Origin of the sequence: Sphingobium sp. EM0848 (assembly GCF_013375555.1) — a bacterium.
In the GTDB taxonomy this organism is placed as follows: Bacteria; Pseudomonadota; Alphaproteobacteria; order Sphingomonadales; family Sphingomonadaceae; genus Sphingobium.
In genome coordinates, this window is record NZ_JABXWB010000001.1 from 1,706,201 (window position 1) to 1,722,737 (window position 16,537).

Annotated in this window: 18 protein-coding genes and 1 tRNA gene; 6 read left to right on the forward strand and 13 right to left on the reverse strand. The window is 63.5% G+C overall.

The genetic code is table 11. The annotated features are described in order from the left end of the window. Positions 1-13: 13 nt before the first annotated feature. From HUK73_RS08090 to tpiA, 3 genes are all read right to left on the reverse strand, one after another. On the reverse strand, positions 14-1,645 hold the full coding sequence (locus HUK73_RS08090; protein WP_176591446.1) for a CTP synthase: 1,632 nt from the start codon (positions 1,643-1,645) through the stop codon (positions 14-16). Positions 1,646-1,735: 90 nt separating this feature from the next. Next, positions 1,736-2,104, reverse strand: a complete 369-nt coding sequence (secG, locus tag HUK73_RS08095; RefSeq protein WP_176591447.1) for a preprotein translocase subunit SecG — start codon at positions 2,102-2,104, stop codon at positions 1,736-1,738. 165 nt (positions 2,105-2,269) lie between these two features. After that, positions 2,270-3,010, reverse strand: a complete 741-nt coding sequence (tpiA, locus tag HUK73_RS08100; protein ID WP_176591448.1) for a triose-phosphate isomerase — start codon at positions 3,008-3,010, stop codon at positions 2,270-2,272. A gap of 184 nt (positions 3,011-3,194) precedes the next feature. Here tpiA and HUK73_RS08105 point away from each other — a divergent pair, with 184 nt between their 5' ends. Together HUK73_RS08105 and trpE are read left to right on the forward strand one after the other, a co-directional pair. Then, a complete protein-coding gene (locus HUK73_RS08105) occupies positions 3,195-5,144 on the forward strand; it encodes a peptidylprolyl isomerase (protein ID WP_176591449.1) in 1,950 nt (649 codons plus the stop codon). 19 nt (positions 5,145-5,163) lie between these two features. Next, the gene (trpE, locus tag HUK73_RS08110; protein ID WP_176591450.1) at positions 5,164-6,666 is read left to right on the forward strand and encodes an anthranilate synthase component I; all 1,503 of its coding nucleotides are present in this window, start codon (positions 5,164-5,166) and stop codon (positions 6,664-6,666) included. Between the two features lie 3 nt (positions 6,667-6,669). Here the strand turns inward: trpE and HUK73_RS08115 are convergent, their stop codons facing one another. Then, the gene (locus HUK73_RS08115; RefSeq protein WP_176591451.1) at positions 6,670-6,942 is read right to left on the reverse strand and encodes a DUF4242 domain-containing protein; all 273 of its coding nucleotides are present in this window, start codon (positions 6,940-6,942) and stop codon (positions 6,670-6,672) included. Positions 6,943-7,099: 157 nt separating this feature from the next. Between HUK73_RS08115 and HUK73_RS08120 the strand changes: the two genes are divergently transcribed. Continuing rightward, a protein-coding gene (locus HUK73_RS08120) for an IS630 family transposase (protein WP_176591283.1) occupies positions 7,100-8,057 on the forward strand; the annotation gives its coding sequence in 2 pieces (ribosomal slippage) (positions 7,100-7,441 and positions 7,443-8,057; 957 coding nt in all). 117 nt (positions 8,058-8,174) lie between these two features. Here the strand turns inward: HUK73_RS08120 and HUK73_RS08125 are convergent. Continuing rightward, positions 8,175-8,945 carry an NUDIX domain-containing protein gene (locus HUK73_RS08125; RefSeq protein ID WP_176591452.1) on the reverse strand — a complete coding sequence of 257 codons (771 nt, stop codon included), beginning with the start codon at positions 8,943-8,945 and terminating at the stop codon, positions 8,175-8,177. A gap of 65 nt (positions 8,946-9,010) precedes the next feature. Further along, positions 9,011-9,086, reverse strand: a tRNA-Ala gene (locus HUK73_RS08130). Positions 9,087-9,303: 217 nt separating this feature from the next. Between HUK73_RS08130 and HUK73_RS08135 the strand changes: the two genes are divergently transcribed. Continuing rightward, entirely contained in the window at positions 9,304-10,215 is a 912-nt protein-coding gene (locus HUK73_RS08135) for a DUF2171 domain-containing protein (protein ID WP_176591453.1), read from the forward strand. A gap of 78 nt (positions 10,216-10,293) precedes the next feature. Here HUK73_RS08135 and HUK73_RS08140 read toward each other — a convergent pair whose 3' ends face one another. Further along, the gene (locus HUK73_RS08140) at positions 10,294-11,130 is read right to left on the reverse strand and encodes a CoA ester lyase (RefSeq protein ID WP_176591454.1); all 837 of its coding nucleotides are present in this window, start codon (positions 11,128-11,130) and stop codon (positions 10,294-10,296) included. A 333-nt stretch (positions 11,131-11,463) separates the two neighbouring features. On the opposite strand from HUK73_RS08140, the gene HUK73_RS08145 reads away from it, so the two are divergent. Beyond that, complete coding sequence (locus HUK73_RS08145) at positions 11,464-11,802, forward strand: DMT family protein (RefSeq protein ID WP_176591455.1); 339 nt, start codon at positions 11,464-11,466, stop codon at positions 11,800-11,802. Between the two features lie 12 nt (positions 11,803-11,814). Here HUK73_RS08145 and queA read toward each other — a convergent pair whose 3' ends face one another. The 5 genes from queA to HUK73_RS08170 all read right to left on the reverse strand — a co-directional run bounded on the left by queA (position 11,815) and on the right by HUK73_RS08170 (position 15,444). Then, the gene (queA, locus tag HUK73_RS08150) at positions 11,815-12,843 is read right to left on the reverse strand and encodes a tRNA preQ1(34) S-adenosylmethionine ribosyltransferase-isomerase QueA (RefSeq protein ID WP_176591456.1); all 1,029 of its coding nucleotides are present in this window, start codon (positions 12,841-12,843) and stop codon (positions 11,815-11,817) included. Positions 12,844-12,870: 27 nt separating this feature from the next. After that, entirely contained in the window at positions 12,871-13,644 is a 774-nt protein-coding gene (locus tag HUK73_RS08155; RefSeq protein WP_176591457.1) for a peptidylprolyl isomerase, read from the reverse strand. A 108-nt stretch (positions 13,645-13,752) separates the two neighbouring features. Beyond that, positions 13,753-14,262 (reverse strand): pantetheine-phosphate adenylyltransferase, encoded by a 510-nt coding sequence (gene coaD, locus HUK73_RS08160; protein WP_176591458.1) that lies wholly within the window; start codon positions 14,260-14,262, stop codon positions 13,753-13,755. 4 nt (positions 14,263-14,266) lie between these two features. Then, complete coding sequence (locus tag HUK73_RS08165) at positions 14,267-15,154, reverse strand: polyprenyl synthetase family protein (RefSeq protein WP_176591459.1); 888 nt, start codon at positions 15,152-15,154, stop codon at positions 14,267-14,269. 26 nt (positions 15,155-15,180) lie between these two features. Next, positions 15,181-15,444 carry an exodeoxyribonuclease VII small subunit gene (locus HUK73_RS08170; protein ID WP_176591460.1) on the reverse strand — a complete coding sequence of 88 codons (264 nt, stop codon included), beginning with the start codon at positions 15,442-15,444 and terminating at the stop codon, positions 15,181-15,183. Positions 15,445-15,623: 179 nt separating this feature from the next. On the opposite strand from HUK73_RS08170, the gene HUK73_RS08175 reads away from it, so the two are divergent. After that, positions 15,624-16,004: a hypothetical protein gene (locus HUK73_RS08175; RefSeq protein ID WP_176591461.1), complete on the forward strand. Its 381-nt coding sequence runs from the start codon at positions 15,624-15,626 to the stop codon at positions 16,002-16,004. Between the two features lie 59 nt (positions 16,005-16,063). On the opposite strand, the gene HUK73_RS08180 is transcribed toward HUK73_RS08175, so the two are convergent. Then, positions 16,064-16,492, reverse strand: a complete 429-nt coding sequence (locus tag HUK73_RS08180; RefSeq protein WP_176591462.1) for a DUF805 domain-containing protein — start codon at positions 16,490-16,492, stop codon at positions 16,064-16,066. Between the last annotated feature and the right edge of the window lie 45 nt (positions 16,493-16,537).

Here is a 16,537-nt window from a genome sequence, read left to right on the forward strand (position 1 = left end):
GGCCCCGTTTCTCTTATACCAACCGGCTCTGCTTGACCGCCGCTTCAATGAAGCTGGCGAAGAGCGGATGCGGGTCGAAGGGCTTGGACTTGAGTTCCGGGTGGAACTGGACGCCCACGAACCAGGAATGATCCGGCCGCTCGACAATCTCCGGCAGCGTGCCGTCCGGCGACATGCCCGAGAAGATCAGGCCGCCCTTTTCCAGCGGCTCGCGATAGCCCGCATTGACCTCATAGCGATGACGGTGCCGCTCGCTGATCTCGCTCGCACCGTAAATACCCGACACCACGCTGTTGCCGCTGAGCTTGGCGGGATAGGCGCCCAGACGCATGGTGCCGCCCAGATCGGTTTCGGCGGTGCGCTTTTGCAGGCCTTCCTTGCTCATCCACTCCGTGATGAGGCCGACGACCGGCTCGCTGGTTTCGCCGAACTCGGTGGTCGAGGCGTTTTCGATGCCCGCCGTGTTCCGCGCGCCCTCGATGCAGGCCATCTGCATGCCGAGGCAGATGCCGAAGAAGGGCACGTTACGCTCACGGGCGAACTTGACCGAGGCGATCTTACCCTCCGAACCGCGCACCCCGAAGCCGCCGGGGACGAGGATGCCGTGCATCGGCTCAAGGCTGGCGGCGAGATCCTCGCCCTTCTCGAACAGCTCGGCGTCGATCCAGCGGATATTGACCTTCACCCGGTTGGCAAGGCCGCCATGGTGCAGCGCTTCATGCAGCGACTTATACGCATCGAGCAGGCCGACATATTTGCCGACCACGCCGATCGTAACCTCGCCCTCGGGGTTGAGCTGGCGGTCCATGATGTCGTCCCAGCGTTCCAGCTTGGGCGCGGGCGCATCCTTGATACCGAAGGCGCGCAGCACTTCCTCGTCCAGCCCCTCGTCATGATATTGCTGGGGCACGGCATAGATGCTGCTGGCGTCGAGTGCCGGAATCACAGCTTCGGGCCGGACATTGCAGAAGAGCGCGATCTTCTTGCGCTCGCTCTCCGGCAGCGGATGCTCGCAGCGGCAGAGCAGGATATCGGGCTGGATGCCGAGCGAAGTCAGTTCGCGCACGCTATGCTGGGTCGGCTTGGTCTTCAGTTCGCCCGCCGCCGCGATGTACGGCACCAGCGTCACATGGACGAAGATCGACTGGCCGCGATCAAGGTCATTATGCAGCTGACGGATCGCCTCCATGAAGGGCAGCGATTCGATGTCCCCCACCGTGCCGCCAATCTCGCACAGCACGAAATCGAGGTCGTCGGTATCCGCCAAGGCGAAGGCCTTGATCTCATCGGTGACGTGCGGGATCACCTGCACCGTCGCGCCCAGATAATCGCCGCGCCGCTCACGCTGAATGATGGTCTGATAGACCCGGCCCTGCGTCACATTGTCCGACTGCCGCGCCGAAACGCCGGTAAAGCGCTCATAATGGCCAAGGTCGAGGTCGGTTTCCGCCCCGTCATCGGTCACATAGACTTCGCCATGCTGATACGGACTCATCGTGCCCGGATCGACGTTGAGATAGGGATCGAATTTCCGAATGCGCACACGGAAACCTCGCGCCTGCAACAGAGCTGCAAGCGAAGCGGCCATCAGGCCCTTGCCAAGCGAGGAGACCACGCCGCCGGTGATGAAAATATACCGCGCCATGGGAGGAGAGGCTTAGCCTTTTACAAACGAGTTGGGCAAGCGCGCGAATCCACGCGCGAGCAAAAAAAGTCGGATTGAGCGGTAAGTCGCTTAGTTGGCGAGCGGAACCGCGCCGTTGGAGGCGTTGCCGCTCGGCGCACCCGCCGGCGGATTATTGCCCGCCGCCGGTGCCGGCGCCGAAGCCGGAGCGCTGGGGGCCTGCTTTACCAGCGAAGTGTCGATGTCGCTCGGGCGATGCTGGATCGATGCGATGACCGCCAGAACGATCGACAGCGACACGAAGATGGTCGCCAGAATCGTGGTCGAGCGGGTCAGGAAATCCGCCGCACCACGCGCCGACATGAACCCCGCCGGGCTGCCGCCGACGCCCAGGCCGCCGCCTTCCGACTTCTGCATCAGGATGACGGTGACCAGCAGAGCGGCAACAATGGCCTGCACGACAAGGAGGAAGGTGAACATGGCTAGCGAATTGTCCGGTAAAGGGTGCGTTGTCGCGCACATAGCGACGATAGGGCGCGGGGGCAACCGCCCGCCTTCGCCAAGCGTCGTTCAGGCCCCAGCATCGTTTCAGGCAAAGCCGTGATGCGCGTCACGACTTCGCCTGAAACGAAAGGATGGCCGTTTTCAGGCCGCCGCGGCGATCACCGGGGCGAATTTTTCCGCCGTCAGGCTCGCGCCACCGACCAGACCACCGTCGACATCGACAATCGCCATCAGTTCCGCGGCATTGTCGCCATTCATCGATCCGCCGTACAGGATTCGCATTCCATCGGCCTCTGCCCCGATCCGGCTTGCCAGCGCGGCGCGCAGCGCGGCGTGCATGGCGGCAACCGCTTCCATGGTCGGGATTCGGCCTGTGCCGATCGCCCAGATCGGTTCATAAGCGATCGCCAGCCAGTCGGCCGCCGCGCCCTCCGGCAACGATGCCAGCAATTGCTCCGACACCACCGCCTCGGCATTTCCCGCGTCGCGGACCTCCAGACTCTCACCCACGCAGAGAATGACCTTCAGGCCCGCCGCCTTCGCCGCCAGCGCCTTGGCCGCGATATCGGCATCGGTTTCGCCTTGGTCCTGCCGCCGTTCGCTATGGCCGACGATGGTCCAGCTCGCGCCCGCTTCCGCCAGCATCGCCGCGGACAGGCAACCGGTATGCGCGCCGCTGTTCTTCATATGGCAATCCTGCGCGCCCACAAAGGCGGCGCCCTTCACGCCGTCCGCCGCCGCGATCAGCGTCGCGGGCAGGCACAGCCCGACTTCGACCGCCGCATGATCGCGGGCAAGCCCGCCAATCGCCTCGACCTCGCCCAGCTGGGCACGCAGGCCGTTCATCTTCCAGTTACCGACAACCAGCTTTCGCCTGCTCATCCGCTGTTCCCCTTGTGATTGTTGCTGCACGCAGCCCTCCAGCACCGCCCATCCGGGCGAACTGTCAGGTTGGTCGAGCCGATGAACGGCGCTTGGCCATTTGTCCAGCCTTGCGCCCCTTGCCCACGCGACGATCCGCCCTTAAAGCGGGCCGCCATCAAAGCCGCATTACGGACTTTCCTCCATGCTTTCAGTCTTTCGCCGTTTCATTCACTCCAAATTCGGCGCCTTCGCGGCCCTGATCTTCCTTGGGATCGTCGCCGCTGCCTTCATCATGGGGGATTTAACCAGCGGCAAGTTCGGCACGACGCTGGGAAGCGGAGAAACCGCGGCGAAAGCGGGCGGATCGCGGCTGACCGTGACGGAGCTTCAGGATCGCGTGCAGCGCGTGTTCGAAAATGCGCGCCGTTCCAATCCGGGACTGCAAATCGCAGATTTCCTGGCGCAGGGCGGCGCGGCGCAGGTCTATGACCAGCTGGTCGCATCGTTGACGCTGAAGGAATATGCGAACGATCAGAAAATCCATATCTCGAAGCGGCTGGTCGATGCGCAGATCGCGCAGATCCCTGCCTTTCAGGATGCGGCCGGCAATTTCAGCCAGGACAATTTCCGCCAGCTGCTGATGCGCGAGCGGATCACCGAGCAGGCTCTACGCGACGATATCAGCCGCGAAATACTGGAACGGCAGATGCTCAGTCCCCTGGGCCTTGGCGTGAAGCTGAGCGATTCCCTGGTCCTGCCCTATGCCTCGCTGCTGCTGGAAGCGCGTCAGGGCACCATCGCCGCGATCCCGGCCGCCGCGTTCAGGGACATCAAGGACCCGACCGACGCGCAACTCAATGATTTCTACAAGAGCAATGCCGCGCGCTACACCATTCCGGAGCAGCGCCGCATCCGCTATGCGGTGATCGACGTCGAGCGCTTCGCTCAGGCCGCGCAGCCGACCGATGCGGAAATCGCCGCCTATTACAATCAGAGCAAGGCCGCCTATGCCGCCAAGGAAAACCGCAGCTTCGAGCAGTTGATCCTGCCGACGGAAGCGGGCGCCAAGGCCATGGCCGATCAGGTCAAGGGCGGAAAGTCGCTCGCCGCCGCCGCGCAGGGTGCTGGCCTCTCCGTCTCGCAGCTTACCGATGAAAGCCGGGAGGCGCTGACCGCTGCTTCGTCCGCCGCTGTCGCCAATGCGGGCTTTGCCGCGAAGCAGGGCGAACTGGTCGGCCCGATGCGCGGGTCGCTGGGCTGGGTGCTGCTGCGTGTCACGGCGGTCAAGACGACCCCTGCCCGCACTCTGGACGCCGTGCGCAGCGAAATCGTCGCCACGCTGCGGACGCAGAAGGAAAAGAAGCTGCTGAACGACTTCACCAGCAAGATCGAGGATCAGATCGCCAATGGCGGCAGCTTCGAGGAAGTGGTGAAGGACAATGGGCTGAAGCTGGAAACCACGCCCTTCCTCGTGTCCTCCGGCAAGCAGGTCGAGGATGACGCCTATCAGCTTTCGCCCGACGTGAAGCCGCTGCTGGCGCCCGTCTTCGCGATGAGTCAGGATGACGATGCGCAGTTGATCCCCATCGCCGCCGACAAGCGCTATGCGCTCACCGCGCCCGGCGACATCCAGGCCGCCGCGCCGCCGCCGCTCGCCAAGGTCAAGACGCTGGTGGTGATGCAGTACAAGCTGGCCCAGGGCAATGAGAAGGCCAAGGCGCTGGCCGAACAGATTCGCGCCAAGGTCGCCAAGGGCACGAAGCTGTCCGACGCGATCGCCGCCGCTGGCATCCCGCTGCCCGCGCCGCAGGTCGTGGGAGGCCGCCGCGCCGACCTCATGCGCGAGGGACAGCGTCCTCCGGCGGAGGTCGCCATGCTCTTTTCGATGGCGCCCAATAGCGTGAAGATGCTGCCGGTGGGTCAGGATCGGGGCTATTTCGTGGTGCAGCTCAACGGCATCAAACATGGTGACGCGGCCAGCGACAAGGTGCTGCTGAATCAGGTGCGCGACCAGTTGGGCGATGTCGTCGGCCAGGAATATGGCCAGCAGTTCGAACGCGCGGTCGAGAAGGACATGGGCGTGAAGCGTAACGCGGCGGCCGTCGCCAGCGTTCAGCGCGCACTCACCAACAGCAATAGCGGCGGTCAGTAAAATGGGGGGATCGGCAGCGATGGATGGCATCGACAGCGCACGCAAGGCACTGGCGGCGGGGCAATCCGCGCTGGTGTGGCGGCGCCAGATCGCCGACACCGACACGCCGATTTCCGCAGCGCTCAAATTGTTCGAGGCAGATCGCGGCGATTTCCTGCTGGAATCGGTCGAAGGCGGCGCGGTACGCGGACGCTACAGCCTGATCGGCCTCGCCCCCGACCTCGTTTTCCGGGCGCAGGGTCAGAGGGCCGAAATAAACCGGCAATGGGCGGCCGACCGGGATGCGTTCCAGCCCGAAAGTCTGAGCACGCTGGACGCCTTGCGCGCGCTGGTCGCGGAATGCCGGGCGGAACTGGACCCTGCGCTGCCCGCTGCCCTCGCCTGTCTGGTCGGCTATTTCGGTTATGAGACGGTCGGACTGGTCGAAAAACTGCCGCGCCCGGAGGAAAACCCGATTGCCCTGCCCGACATGCTGTTCGTGCGGCCAACCGTGATATTGGTGTTCGATCGGCTGGCCGATGCGCTCTATCTGGTCGCGCCGGTATGGAGGGGCAGTTTCACCGATGCCGATCGCGCCGTCGAACAGGCGCTGGAGCGGATCGACGCGGTCGCCGCGCGACTGGCGGCGTCCCTGCCCGCGCAGACGGTCCCTGCCGACATTGCCGATGTCGAAGTAACGCCGATGCTGGAACCGGGCCGCTATGCCGCGATGGTCAACAGGGCGAAGGATTATATCGTCGCAGGCGACATCTTTCAGGTGGTGCTGGCCCAGCGCTTCACCAGCCCCTTCACTCTGCCGCCGATCGCGCTCTATCGCGCGCTGCGGCGGATCAATCCCTCCCCCTTCCTCTATTATCTCGACCTGCCCGGCTTCGCGCTGATCGGGTCCAGCCCGGAAATCCTGGTCCGGGCGCGCGATGGCGAAGTCACCATCCGCCCCATCGCCGGCACCCGTCCACGCGGCCGGAACGCAGTCGAGGATGCCGCCAACCGCGAAAGCCTGCTGGCCGATCCCAAGGAGCGGGCGGAACATCTGATGCTGCTCGACCTTGGCCGCAATGATGTGGGCCGGGTCGCGGCGGCGGGCACCGTTACCGTGACGGACAGCTATACCGTCGAATTTTACAGCCATGTCATGCACATCGTTTCAAACGTGGTCGGACGGCTGGCGCCGGGCAAGGATGCGCTGGACGCACTGTTCGCGGGCTTCCCGGCGGGCACGGTTTCCGGCGCGCCCAAGGTCCGCGCCTGCGAGATCATCGCGGAACTGGAGCCGGAGACACGCGGCGCCTATGCCGGTGGCGTCGGCTATTTCGGACCCGATGGCAATATGGACAGCTGCATCGTCCTGCGCACCGCGGTCCTTAAAGACGGCGTCATGCATGTGCAGGCCGGCGCCGGCATCGTTGCCGATTCGAACCCGGAATATGAACAACGCGAATGCGAGGCGAAGAGCGGCGCACTGCTCGCCGCCGCCCGTGAAGCCGTGGCGCTAGCGCGCGAATCGGGCTTTGGCCAGTAAAGGTCAGTCGGCGGTCGTCGGATCGATCGTCGCACGGACCTGCGCGATGCTGTTGGCGGGGAAGCCCGCCATTTCCGCGTGCTGGCGGATCAGTTCCTCACTGGGTGCGCGATAGACGCAATAGATTTTGTCGTCCGTCACATAGCTGTGAACCCATTGAATATCCGGGCCAAGCTGGCGCAGGACATTGCAGGATCCCTGCGACGCGCCCTTGAGCTGCTCTCCTGACAACTGGCCTACACCCGGCATGTGCCGTTCGATCACGAATTGCGGCATGGCATCCTCCCCTTTTCTCAAAGGTGGGTCGAATGTACGCCCTTCACGCACCGGGTTCGAGAGGCAATATCGAATTAGAGCAGTGAGCGCAAAGTAGGAATCGCGGACGATTCCTTTTTGCGCGGATTTGTGATTCATGTGCCTGTGGAGGTGAACCATGGGCAGAGCATATTCGGCTGATTTGCGGGAACGGATATCGGCGCACGTAAGGGCGGGACACTCGCGCCGGGCGGCGGCCCGCCATTTCGGTGTGAGCGCGAGTTGCGCAGTGAAGTTGTTGCAGCGAGTGGAACGAACAGGTTCGGCTGCTTCTTCACGAATAGGGCGGCCACGCGGCGCTGGTAAGTTGGCGCCGTATATGGCCCGGTTGACGGGCTGGGTGGATAGGGAACCAGACATCGGCATGTCGGAGCTGTCCAACAAGCTTGCAGCGGAGACGGGCGTAGTTGCCCATCCGGCATCCCTCTCGCGGGTGCTGATCCAGGCTGGCTATCGGGTAAAAAAAAACGCTGCTGGCCAGCGAGTGCGGACGCGATGATGTCGCTCATGCGCGACTGCGATGGCGCCTCGACCGGCAGCCGCAGATGCGCGCAAAGCCTCATCACCTCGTCTTTCTGGATGAGACGGCGACCACCACGAAGATGACCAAGCTTCGTGGCCGGGCGCCAAAAGGAGAGCGTCTCAAGGCCCGCGCTCCGTTCGGTCATTGGAAAACGCAAACCTTCATCGCGGGGCTGCGCTGCGATTGCTTGGTTGCCCCGTGGGTGATCGACCAACCGATGAACCGGCGCCTGTTCGAAACCTATATCGAAACCCAGTTGGCGCCAACGCTCAGCCCCGGCGATGTTGTGATCGCCGACAATCTGTCGAGCCACAAAAGCGAAAAGGTCAAAGCCTGCCTTAAAGAGCGAGGTGCGTGGATCCTTTTCCTCCCCGCTTATTCACCCGATTTGAACCCAATAGAAATGGCCTTCGCTAAATTGAAATCGCACCTGCGACGGATCGGGGCGCGGACCATCGATGAGCTATGGAAGGCTCTCGGACATATCTGCGACCTCTATTCTGCCGAAGAATGTTGGGAATATTTCAAGGCCGCCGGATATGCGTCCAACTAATCGCTCACCGCTCTAGCCGTTGGCGACAGGGCCGCCAGCGCCAGATACGGCGCTTAACGCGATCGAGATGCAGACGGCGCGACGCGACGCAGACGGACATGGATGCATCGCATGTCTTCAAGTGCGCCGGACAGTCCCCGCTGGTTCCGATGTTACCGGGTAGCCCAGATGCCCGGGAATACAAAGATGCTGTTGCCCATCCCTCTCCTCGAACCAGGGCGTCACCTTCTCGACCGGAATCGACAGGGCATGGGCCGCGAGATCATCGAAGCTGCCAAATTGCGCCAGCCGCTCCAGATTGCGGCGCGTCGGGAAGATGATCTGCCCTTCCCCCCTGTCGCACCGCGCCAGCGTTGCCGCCGCACCGCTCCAGAAGAGCTGCACATTTTCGGTTTCATCGACGCTCGCCGTCTGCCCTTCCGGGGCTCGGACAAGATAGAAGCGGGTATCGAACACGCGCTTCACATTCTCCATCCGCGCCGGATGCCAACGCGCAAAAGGCACCAGCGCATCCAGCCTGATCTCCACACCCTCTGCGACCAAGATCTCGCTGAAGCTGGCGCCATCCAGCAAGGCCCGCCGCATGGCGACAATCCGATCGGTTTCCAAAGAGCCATTCAATGCGATGGCAAGCCCGCTTTCTTCCAGCGTTTCACGGATGGCGGCAATGCGCGCCGCCGCTTCGTCCAGAGCGAGGCCACCACCGATCATCGCCGCCAGTTCGCGGTCGTGCGCGTCCACCGCCCCACCGGGAAAGACCAATGCGCCCGCCGCGAAAGCCATGCTCGACGCGCGTTCCATCATCAGGATTTCCGGAGCGGCGTCGAGGCGATCGCGCAGGATCACCACGGTCGCAGCAGGGCGGCCTTCATTCATATTTCTTGTCATGGAACCGCCATAGGCGTTGAAATCGCCAGCGGTAAAGTCCCTTCAGGCCAATCCCATGAAGGAATTGGTGGAGCCGAGGGGGATCGAACCCCTGACCTCGTCATTGCGAACGACGCGCTCTCCCAGCTGAGCTACGGCCCCAAAGGAGCGCTGCCTATAGGCGAGCGATTGCGCCCGCGCAACGGTCTTTTTGCGCAAAAATACGATTCCTCATCATGTTGCGGCCTCTTCCGGGGAACAAGGACAAAGCAGGAACGTTAATGCTTCGCAACAACTGGAACGATGCGTGTCCCCGCTCATTGGTGCGACAACGGGGCAGTTTCATGCACCGTGGAAAGGACAAGCAAGGAGAAGGACCATGGCTTACCAAGGCGGGCGCCGCTATGGCGGCAATGACCGCATCCGCAGCGATTGGGATCGCGGGTCGGACCGTTACCGGATGTTGCGCGGCCACCGATATGGGGCAAGCATGCGGGGACCGGCGAGTGGCCCGGATTTTCAGCATTTCCCCGAAGGCTACGACCCGGAAATGCGCGGCTTCTTCGACCGGGCGGGGGATGAGATCCGCAGCTGGTTCGGCGACCATGACGCGGAAGTGCGCCGTGAATATGATGAATATTATAACCGCCCCTACGGCGACCCGCGCGATGAAAGCAGCCGCGTCGGCTTCGCCTCCGCCTCCAGCAGCAACCGCTATCTTCCCAATAGCGGCTATGCCCCCTTTACCGGTGAACGCAGCGGCTATGGCAACGAGGATCACGGCTCCACCATCCGCTCCTATGGCGCGGTGCATGATTATGGCGGGCATCATGACGCCAACTATTATCTCTGGCGGCAGGAGAGGATCGCGGAACTGGACCGCGACTATGCCGAATATCAGCGGGAAAATCGCGAGCGCTTCAATCGGGAGTTCGGCGATTGGCGCAGTCGGCGCGGCGACCAGCGCAGGGCCATGGCGCAGGTGCGTGAACATATGGAAGTGGTGGGCAGCGACGGCCTGCATGTCGGCACCGTCGATGCGCTGCGCGAGGATCGCATCATCCTGACGAGGAACGATGCCAATGCGGGCGGGATGCATCATTCCATCCCCAGCTTCTGGATCAGGTCGGTCGATGCACGGCAGGTGATGTTGGAAAAGACCGCCGCTGAGACCCTTGCCGCCTGGTATGTCGAAAGCGGCCAACAGGCCCACCGTCGCGGCGATGCCGGCTGGGGCATGGAGGATCGCGCCAGCAGCAGCGCACCCGACGACAAGGGCCGTCCGCACTGATGCGAGGCTCCGCGCGGCGTTTGAAATAAACAGGCGATGGGGCGCACCCTGAAGGCGCGCCCCTGTCTGGCCCTTCCCCTAATCCGCTGCGGCCAGAACCCGCTGCGCCTGGATGAGATGGGGCCGGTCGATCATCTTGCCGTCGAGTTTCAGCACCCCTGCACCGGGATTGGCGGCGAACGCCTCCACCACGGCCTTTGCCCGTGCGACCTCGGTTTCGCTGGGGGTAAAGCCTTCATTGATCGCGGCGACCTGTACCGGATGGATCGCCATCATGCCGGTGAAGCCATCGCGTCGCGCCCGCCCGACATAGGCCTTGAGGTCGTCCATCGCCTCTATCCGGGGAAAAACGGTATCAATTGCCGGAACCCCGGCGGCATGAGCGGCAAATAGCGTCAGGCTGCGCGCCATTTCGAAGGGCGCGGTATAGCGGCCATCCTCCTCGCGCGAGGTCGAGGCGCCAACCGATGCCGGCAAATCCTCCGCCCCCCAGGTCAGGCCCGCCAGCCGTTGACTGACCTGCCGGAACGTGCCCAATTCGAAAATGGCAATGGGCGTTTCGGTCGCGATCGGCAGGATCGGCGGCACATTCCCGCCATCGGCCAGACCGATCAGCGTCTGGATGCTCGACGCGCCTTCCGCCTTGGGCAGCATGATGCCGTCAGGCGCCGCAGGCAGCACGGCGGTCAGGTCCGCGCGGGTGTGATCCCCGTCGAGCGGATTGACCCGCACAAACGCCACGCAATCACGCGGGCTGGCCAGCCATTCCGCAATCGCCTCCCGCCCAAAGGCCTTGCGCTCCGGCGCGACCGAATCCTCCAGGTCGAGAATGATCGCATCGGCTCCGCTGGCCGCCGCCTTGGCGAAACGCTCGGGACGATCTCCGGGAACGAACAGCAGGGAACGCAATTTCATGCAGGCCTCTTCCTCAAATCATGCCTTCCACGGGCATTGGCGGACGATCTCGTCCCGCCCGTTATAGCGCCTATCCGCTTATGTCACGATCCCGCCGCGCTAGTGTGGTGGATTTGAAATACGCCTCATTACAGCGGCCAGGTGGGGAGCGTATTTCAAATCCATAAACCACACTGGAAACATATATTTGCTAGTGACCCTGATGGATCTGAAGTTCGTTCAGCGCCTGCCCAATAGTGTGACGAACTTCAGATTCGGGGTCACTAGGGACGCCCTTGCACCCCCTTCCCCGCAGTGCGACAGCGCGCATCACCCGCCCATCAGAGGTTCTTCATGCCGACCATCCTGCTCCTCACCATTTCCAACCTGTTCATGACCACGGCCTGGTACTGGCATCTGAAGGGTGGGATGACCAAGCCTCTGTTCGGGGTCATCCTGATCAGCTGGGGCATCGCCTTCGTCGAATATTGCTTCGCCGTGCCCGCCAACCGCATCGGTTTCGCCAGCGGCTGGAGCGCGGGACAGCTCAAGATCGCTCAGGAAGCCATTGCGCTGCTGATCTTCGGCGGTTTCATGGTGATGGTGCTGGGCGAACCGCTGCACTGGCGCCACCTTGCCGCCTTCCTGTGCATCATGGCGGCGGTCGGCTTCCTGTTCGTGGGCCGCGGCTGAACGCCTCCCCGCTCAAGGCAGGAGGAGCGAGCTATCCCCATAGCTGTAGAAGCGATAGCCCCGCGCAATCGCATGGGCATAAACCGCCTGCATGCGCTCCCGCCCCATCAGCGCGCTGACCAGCATGAACAGCGTCGATTTGGGCAGATGGAAATTGGTCATCAGCCCATCCACCGCCCGGAACCGATAGCCCGGCGTGATGAAAATCCGCGTCTCATCGGCGAAAGGCCGAATAACGCCATCTTCGCCGCAAGCACTTTCCAGCAGGCGCAGACTGGTGGTCCCGACGGCGATCAGGCGCCCCCCCTCCTGCCGCACGGCATTCAGGCGATCCGCCGTCGCCTGGTCGATCCGCCCCCATTCGGCATGCATCCGATGATCATCGGTGTCGTCGGCCTTCACCGGCAGGAACGTCCCCGCGCCGACATGCAAAGTGAGCGTTTCCGTCCCCACGCCCGCTCCCTTCAACGCCGCCATCAGCGCAGGCGTGAAATGCAGCGCCGCCGTGGGTGCGGCGACCGCGCCGTCCTCCCGCGCGAACATGGTCTGATAATCGCTGCGGTCACGCTCGTCCGTCGGGCGTTTGCTGGCGATATAGGGCGGCAGCGGCATCCGTCCCGCGCGCTCCAGCAGTATCTCCACCGGCTCCTCACCCTCGAAGCGCAGCGTAACCCCGCCGTCCTCGTCGCGTGGACCGGCCAGCGCCGTGACTCCATTACCGAAATCAATCCGGTCGCCGTCGCGCACCCGCTTGGCATTGCGGAGAAAGGCCTGCCACTCGCGCAGTCCGAGGCGCTTGTGAAGCGTCGCCCCGATCTTTGCCTGCCCACGCATCCCTTCCAACTGCGCCGGGATGACCCTGGTATCGTTGAACACCAGCACATCGCCCGCTCGCAGCAGGCCCGGCAGGTCATGCACGATATGATCCTCGAACGGCGCATCGCCAGCTACCAGCAGCAACTGCGCCGAATCACGCGGCGAAGCAGGCCGCAGCGCAATGCTCTCAGGCGGCAGGTCGAAATCGAACAAATCTACGCGCATGGCTTCAGCCCCCGCGAACGGGGCGCCTTACTTCTTCGTTGGCGCGACCGGCTTCTTCGCGGGCGCGGGCTTCTTGGCCGGCAGCGGCGCGACGATCGAGGGAGCGGGCGGCGCAGGCGGCGTCGGCAGCGCGGTCACGGGCGGCTTGCCATCGCTTTCGATCGAGGCCTGAAGAATGAGCGTCGGATCGGCCGGCGGCTCACCCTGATGGATCGCGTCGACATATTGCATGCCCTCGATCACGCGGCCGAAGACGGTGTATTTCTTGTCGAGCTGCATGCGCGGCAGGAAGACGATGAAGAACTGGCTGTTCGCGCTGTCATCGCTCTGGGCGCGCGCCATCGACACGGTGCCGCGCAGGTGCGGCATCGGGTTGAACTCAGCCTTCAGGTCCGGAAGCGTCGAACCGCCGGTGCCATCACCCTTGGGATCGCCGCCCTGCGCCATGAAGCCGGGGATGACGCGGTGGAATTTCAGGCCATTATAAAAGCCCTGCCGCGTCAGTTCCTTGATCCGCTCGACATGGGTCGGCGCAATATCGGGGCGCAGCTGGATACGCACGCGGCCACCGCTCGACAGGTCGAGGTCCCACACATTCTGCGGATCGACCGGCACGGTCGCCGGCGGCAGCTTGGACGCCGGGTCCAGGCCGAGCTGCTTGGCCGTCTGCTCCGCGCGGACGGCGGCCTCTTCCTTCTTCATCTCCTCGGCATTGCGCCCGCCCTGGGCCAGGGCCGCGCCGCTCGATGCATAGAGAGCGAAACCGATCGCCACGGTCTTGAGCGCCGACGTGAACCGCATGAATGAAGCTTTCCTAATATGTCTGGCCAGTTGCGAAGTTGCCTCTGATAGCGCCCTCTTCGCGATTGGCAACTGAACGAAGGCTGAGTCGAGCCTTTACTGGCCCTGTTACTGGCCCTTAAGGCCCAAAGCCGCCACCCGCTCGACCACATCGTCGCGCACGGCCGCGCTGACGAATTTGTGGATCGGGCCGCCGTAAAGCGCGATTTCCTTGACCAGCCGCGAAGCGATGGGTTGCAACGAGACGTCCGCCATCAGGAAAACCGTCTCGACCCGGCCGTTGATCTGCTGGTTCATGCCCGCCATCTGATATTCATATTCGAAGTCCGCGACGGCGCGCAAACCCCTGATGATGACGCTGGCCCCCTGCGATTCGGCAAAGTCCATCAGCAGCGAATTGAAGCCGGTGACGACGATTTCCGTATCGATCCCCGCGCATTCGCGGCGCACCATGTCCAGCCGTTCCTCATCGGAGAACATCGGCGATTTGGTGATGTTGGTCGTGACGCCGATCACCAGTTTGTCGACCAGCTTCGCGCCGCGCCGGATGATGTCCATATGACCCAAGGTGACCGGATCGAACGTGCCGGGATAAACCCCCACCCTCTGCTTGCTCATGCCCCTAGCGATCCCTTTCCACGATATAATCCGCAATGGCGCGCAGCAGGTCGGCCTCCGGGCCGTGGCCATGCAGATGCGCCTTGGCCTGTTCGACGAGCAGGCGGCCCTGTTCCCGCGCCCGTTCGACGCCGAGCAGCGAGACAAAGGTTTCCTTGCCCGCCGCCGCGTCCTTGCCCAGCGCCTTGCCGGCGAGATCGGCGTCGCCCTCCACATCGAGCAGATCGTCAGCAATCTGGAAGGCAAGGCCGATGTCGCGCGCATATCCGTGCAGGCGCGTGCGCGCATCAGGCGGGATGCGCGCCATGATCGCCGCCGCATCGACACAGAAGCCGATCAGCGCGCCGGTCTTCAATTGCTGGAGCCGGGTGACGGTGGGCAGGTCGAAGCTTGCCTTTTCCGCCTCCAGATCCATCATCTGGCCACCCGCCATGCCGCAGGCGCCGCTCGCGATGGCCAGCGCCTTCACCAGTTCGACACGCACGAAGGCGTCGGGATGGGTCTCCTCATCCGCCAGCACTTCGAAGGCAAGGTCGTGCAGGGCGTCGCCCGCCAATATCGCCGTCGCCTCGTCAAACGCCTTGTGGACCGTCGGCTTGCCCCGGCGCAGATCGTCATTGTCCATCGCCGGCAGATCGTCATGAACCAGCGAATAGACATGGATGCATTCGACCGCGACGCCGACGCGCAAGGCCGATTCCTGCGAAATGTTGAACAATTCGCTCGCCGCCTGCACCAGCAGCGGGCGCAGCCGCTTGCCGCCCCCCATGGCGGCATGGCGCATCGCCTCATAGACGCGGGCGCGCGGATCTTCGGGAATCGCCAGAAGCGCGTCGAACAGGCGATCGACCTCTATCGCGACGGCGGCGGCGCGGCTGGCGATCAGGCTCATCTCCGCCTCTCCCAAATGTCTTGCACTCAGTCCGCGCCGAAGGGCTGCGCGCCCGTCACGGCGCCGCTGGCGTCGAGGGTCAGTTTGGCGATGCGCGCCTCCGCCGCCTGGAGCCGTTCCATGCAGCGCTTCCGCAATTCCTCGCCCTGCGAATAAAGCGAAATGGATTCATCAAGCGGAACGTCGCCGCTTTCCAGCCGACGAACAATCGATTCGAGCGCGCGCAGCGCATCCTCGAACGACATTTGCGACGGATCGCCCTGCTGCTGTACCATGCTGTCTTGCGCCATGTTCCTGCATTGGCCGCGCCTGCCCGCCCGGTCAAGCCCGCATGGGTCATTGGCGCCGATTCCGGCCCCTCTCCCGCACCATGTCATGAAAACGTCATGACGTCGCGTCAGGGGGCTGGCGGACTTTTGGCAGTTTTGCGTTGACGCTTGGCGTAGCTAATGCACATAGAAGGACCGCTATGAAACATTATCTCCCCCTTATCTCCGTTGCGGCGGTCGCGCTGCTTTCGGCCTGCAACAAGAATGACGAACCCGAAGTCGTCGGCGGCCCCGCCGATCCGATGGCTGAAAAGCTGGCCAACGCCGCGCCGGTCGAGCTGCCCCCTTCGGTGCAGACCAGCCGCCAGTATCGTTGCAAGGACAACAGCCTGCTGTTCGTCGACTTCATGAGCGACGGCAAGACCGTGCAGCTCCGCACCGAGAAGAACGGCACGCCGACCAAGCTGACCGCCGCCGAAGCCGGCAAGCCCTTCGAGGGCGAAGGCTACAAGGTCGAGGGTTCGGACAAGCAGATCACCGCCACCCTGCCCGGCAAGAGCGCGCTGAGCTGCAAGGCCTGATCCTTTTCATCTTCCGCCAGTTCAGGCCGGCCTTCCCTATGGAGGCCGGCCTTTTTCTTTTAGCGCAGTTCCGGTTCGCCCGTTTCGACCGGATCGGGACCAAAGCGGTTGGGTCCGCGCGTGCCGCCCATGATCAGGAAGATCAGCAGGACGATGCTGCCGATGAACGGAAAGACAACGATCGGCAGCCACCAGCCGCTGCGTTCCGTGTCATGCAACCGGCGGACGGACACCGCCAGATTGGGAATCAGCATGGCCAGCGCGAATAATCCCGTGAGCGGGCCGCCGCGCGTACTGTAGCCCGCATTCGCCCACCAGGGTCCGCGCTGGAACCAGCGTTCCGTGGTGGTAAGGCCGAGCGTTGTTTCGACCAGCGACAGGACAATGAAGCAAAGCAGCAGGAACAGGACGAACATCCAATATTCCTTCGGCCGCGACCGACCGGAAAATTGGGCGTAACGGCGCAGCGGCAACAGCATCCATTCCATGCGGACCTCCCCTTTCGGCTTGCACAACGTGCGAAAGCTATCATG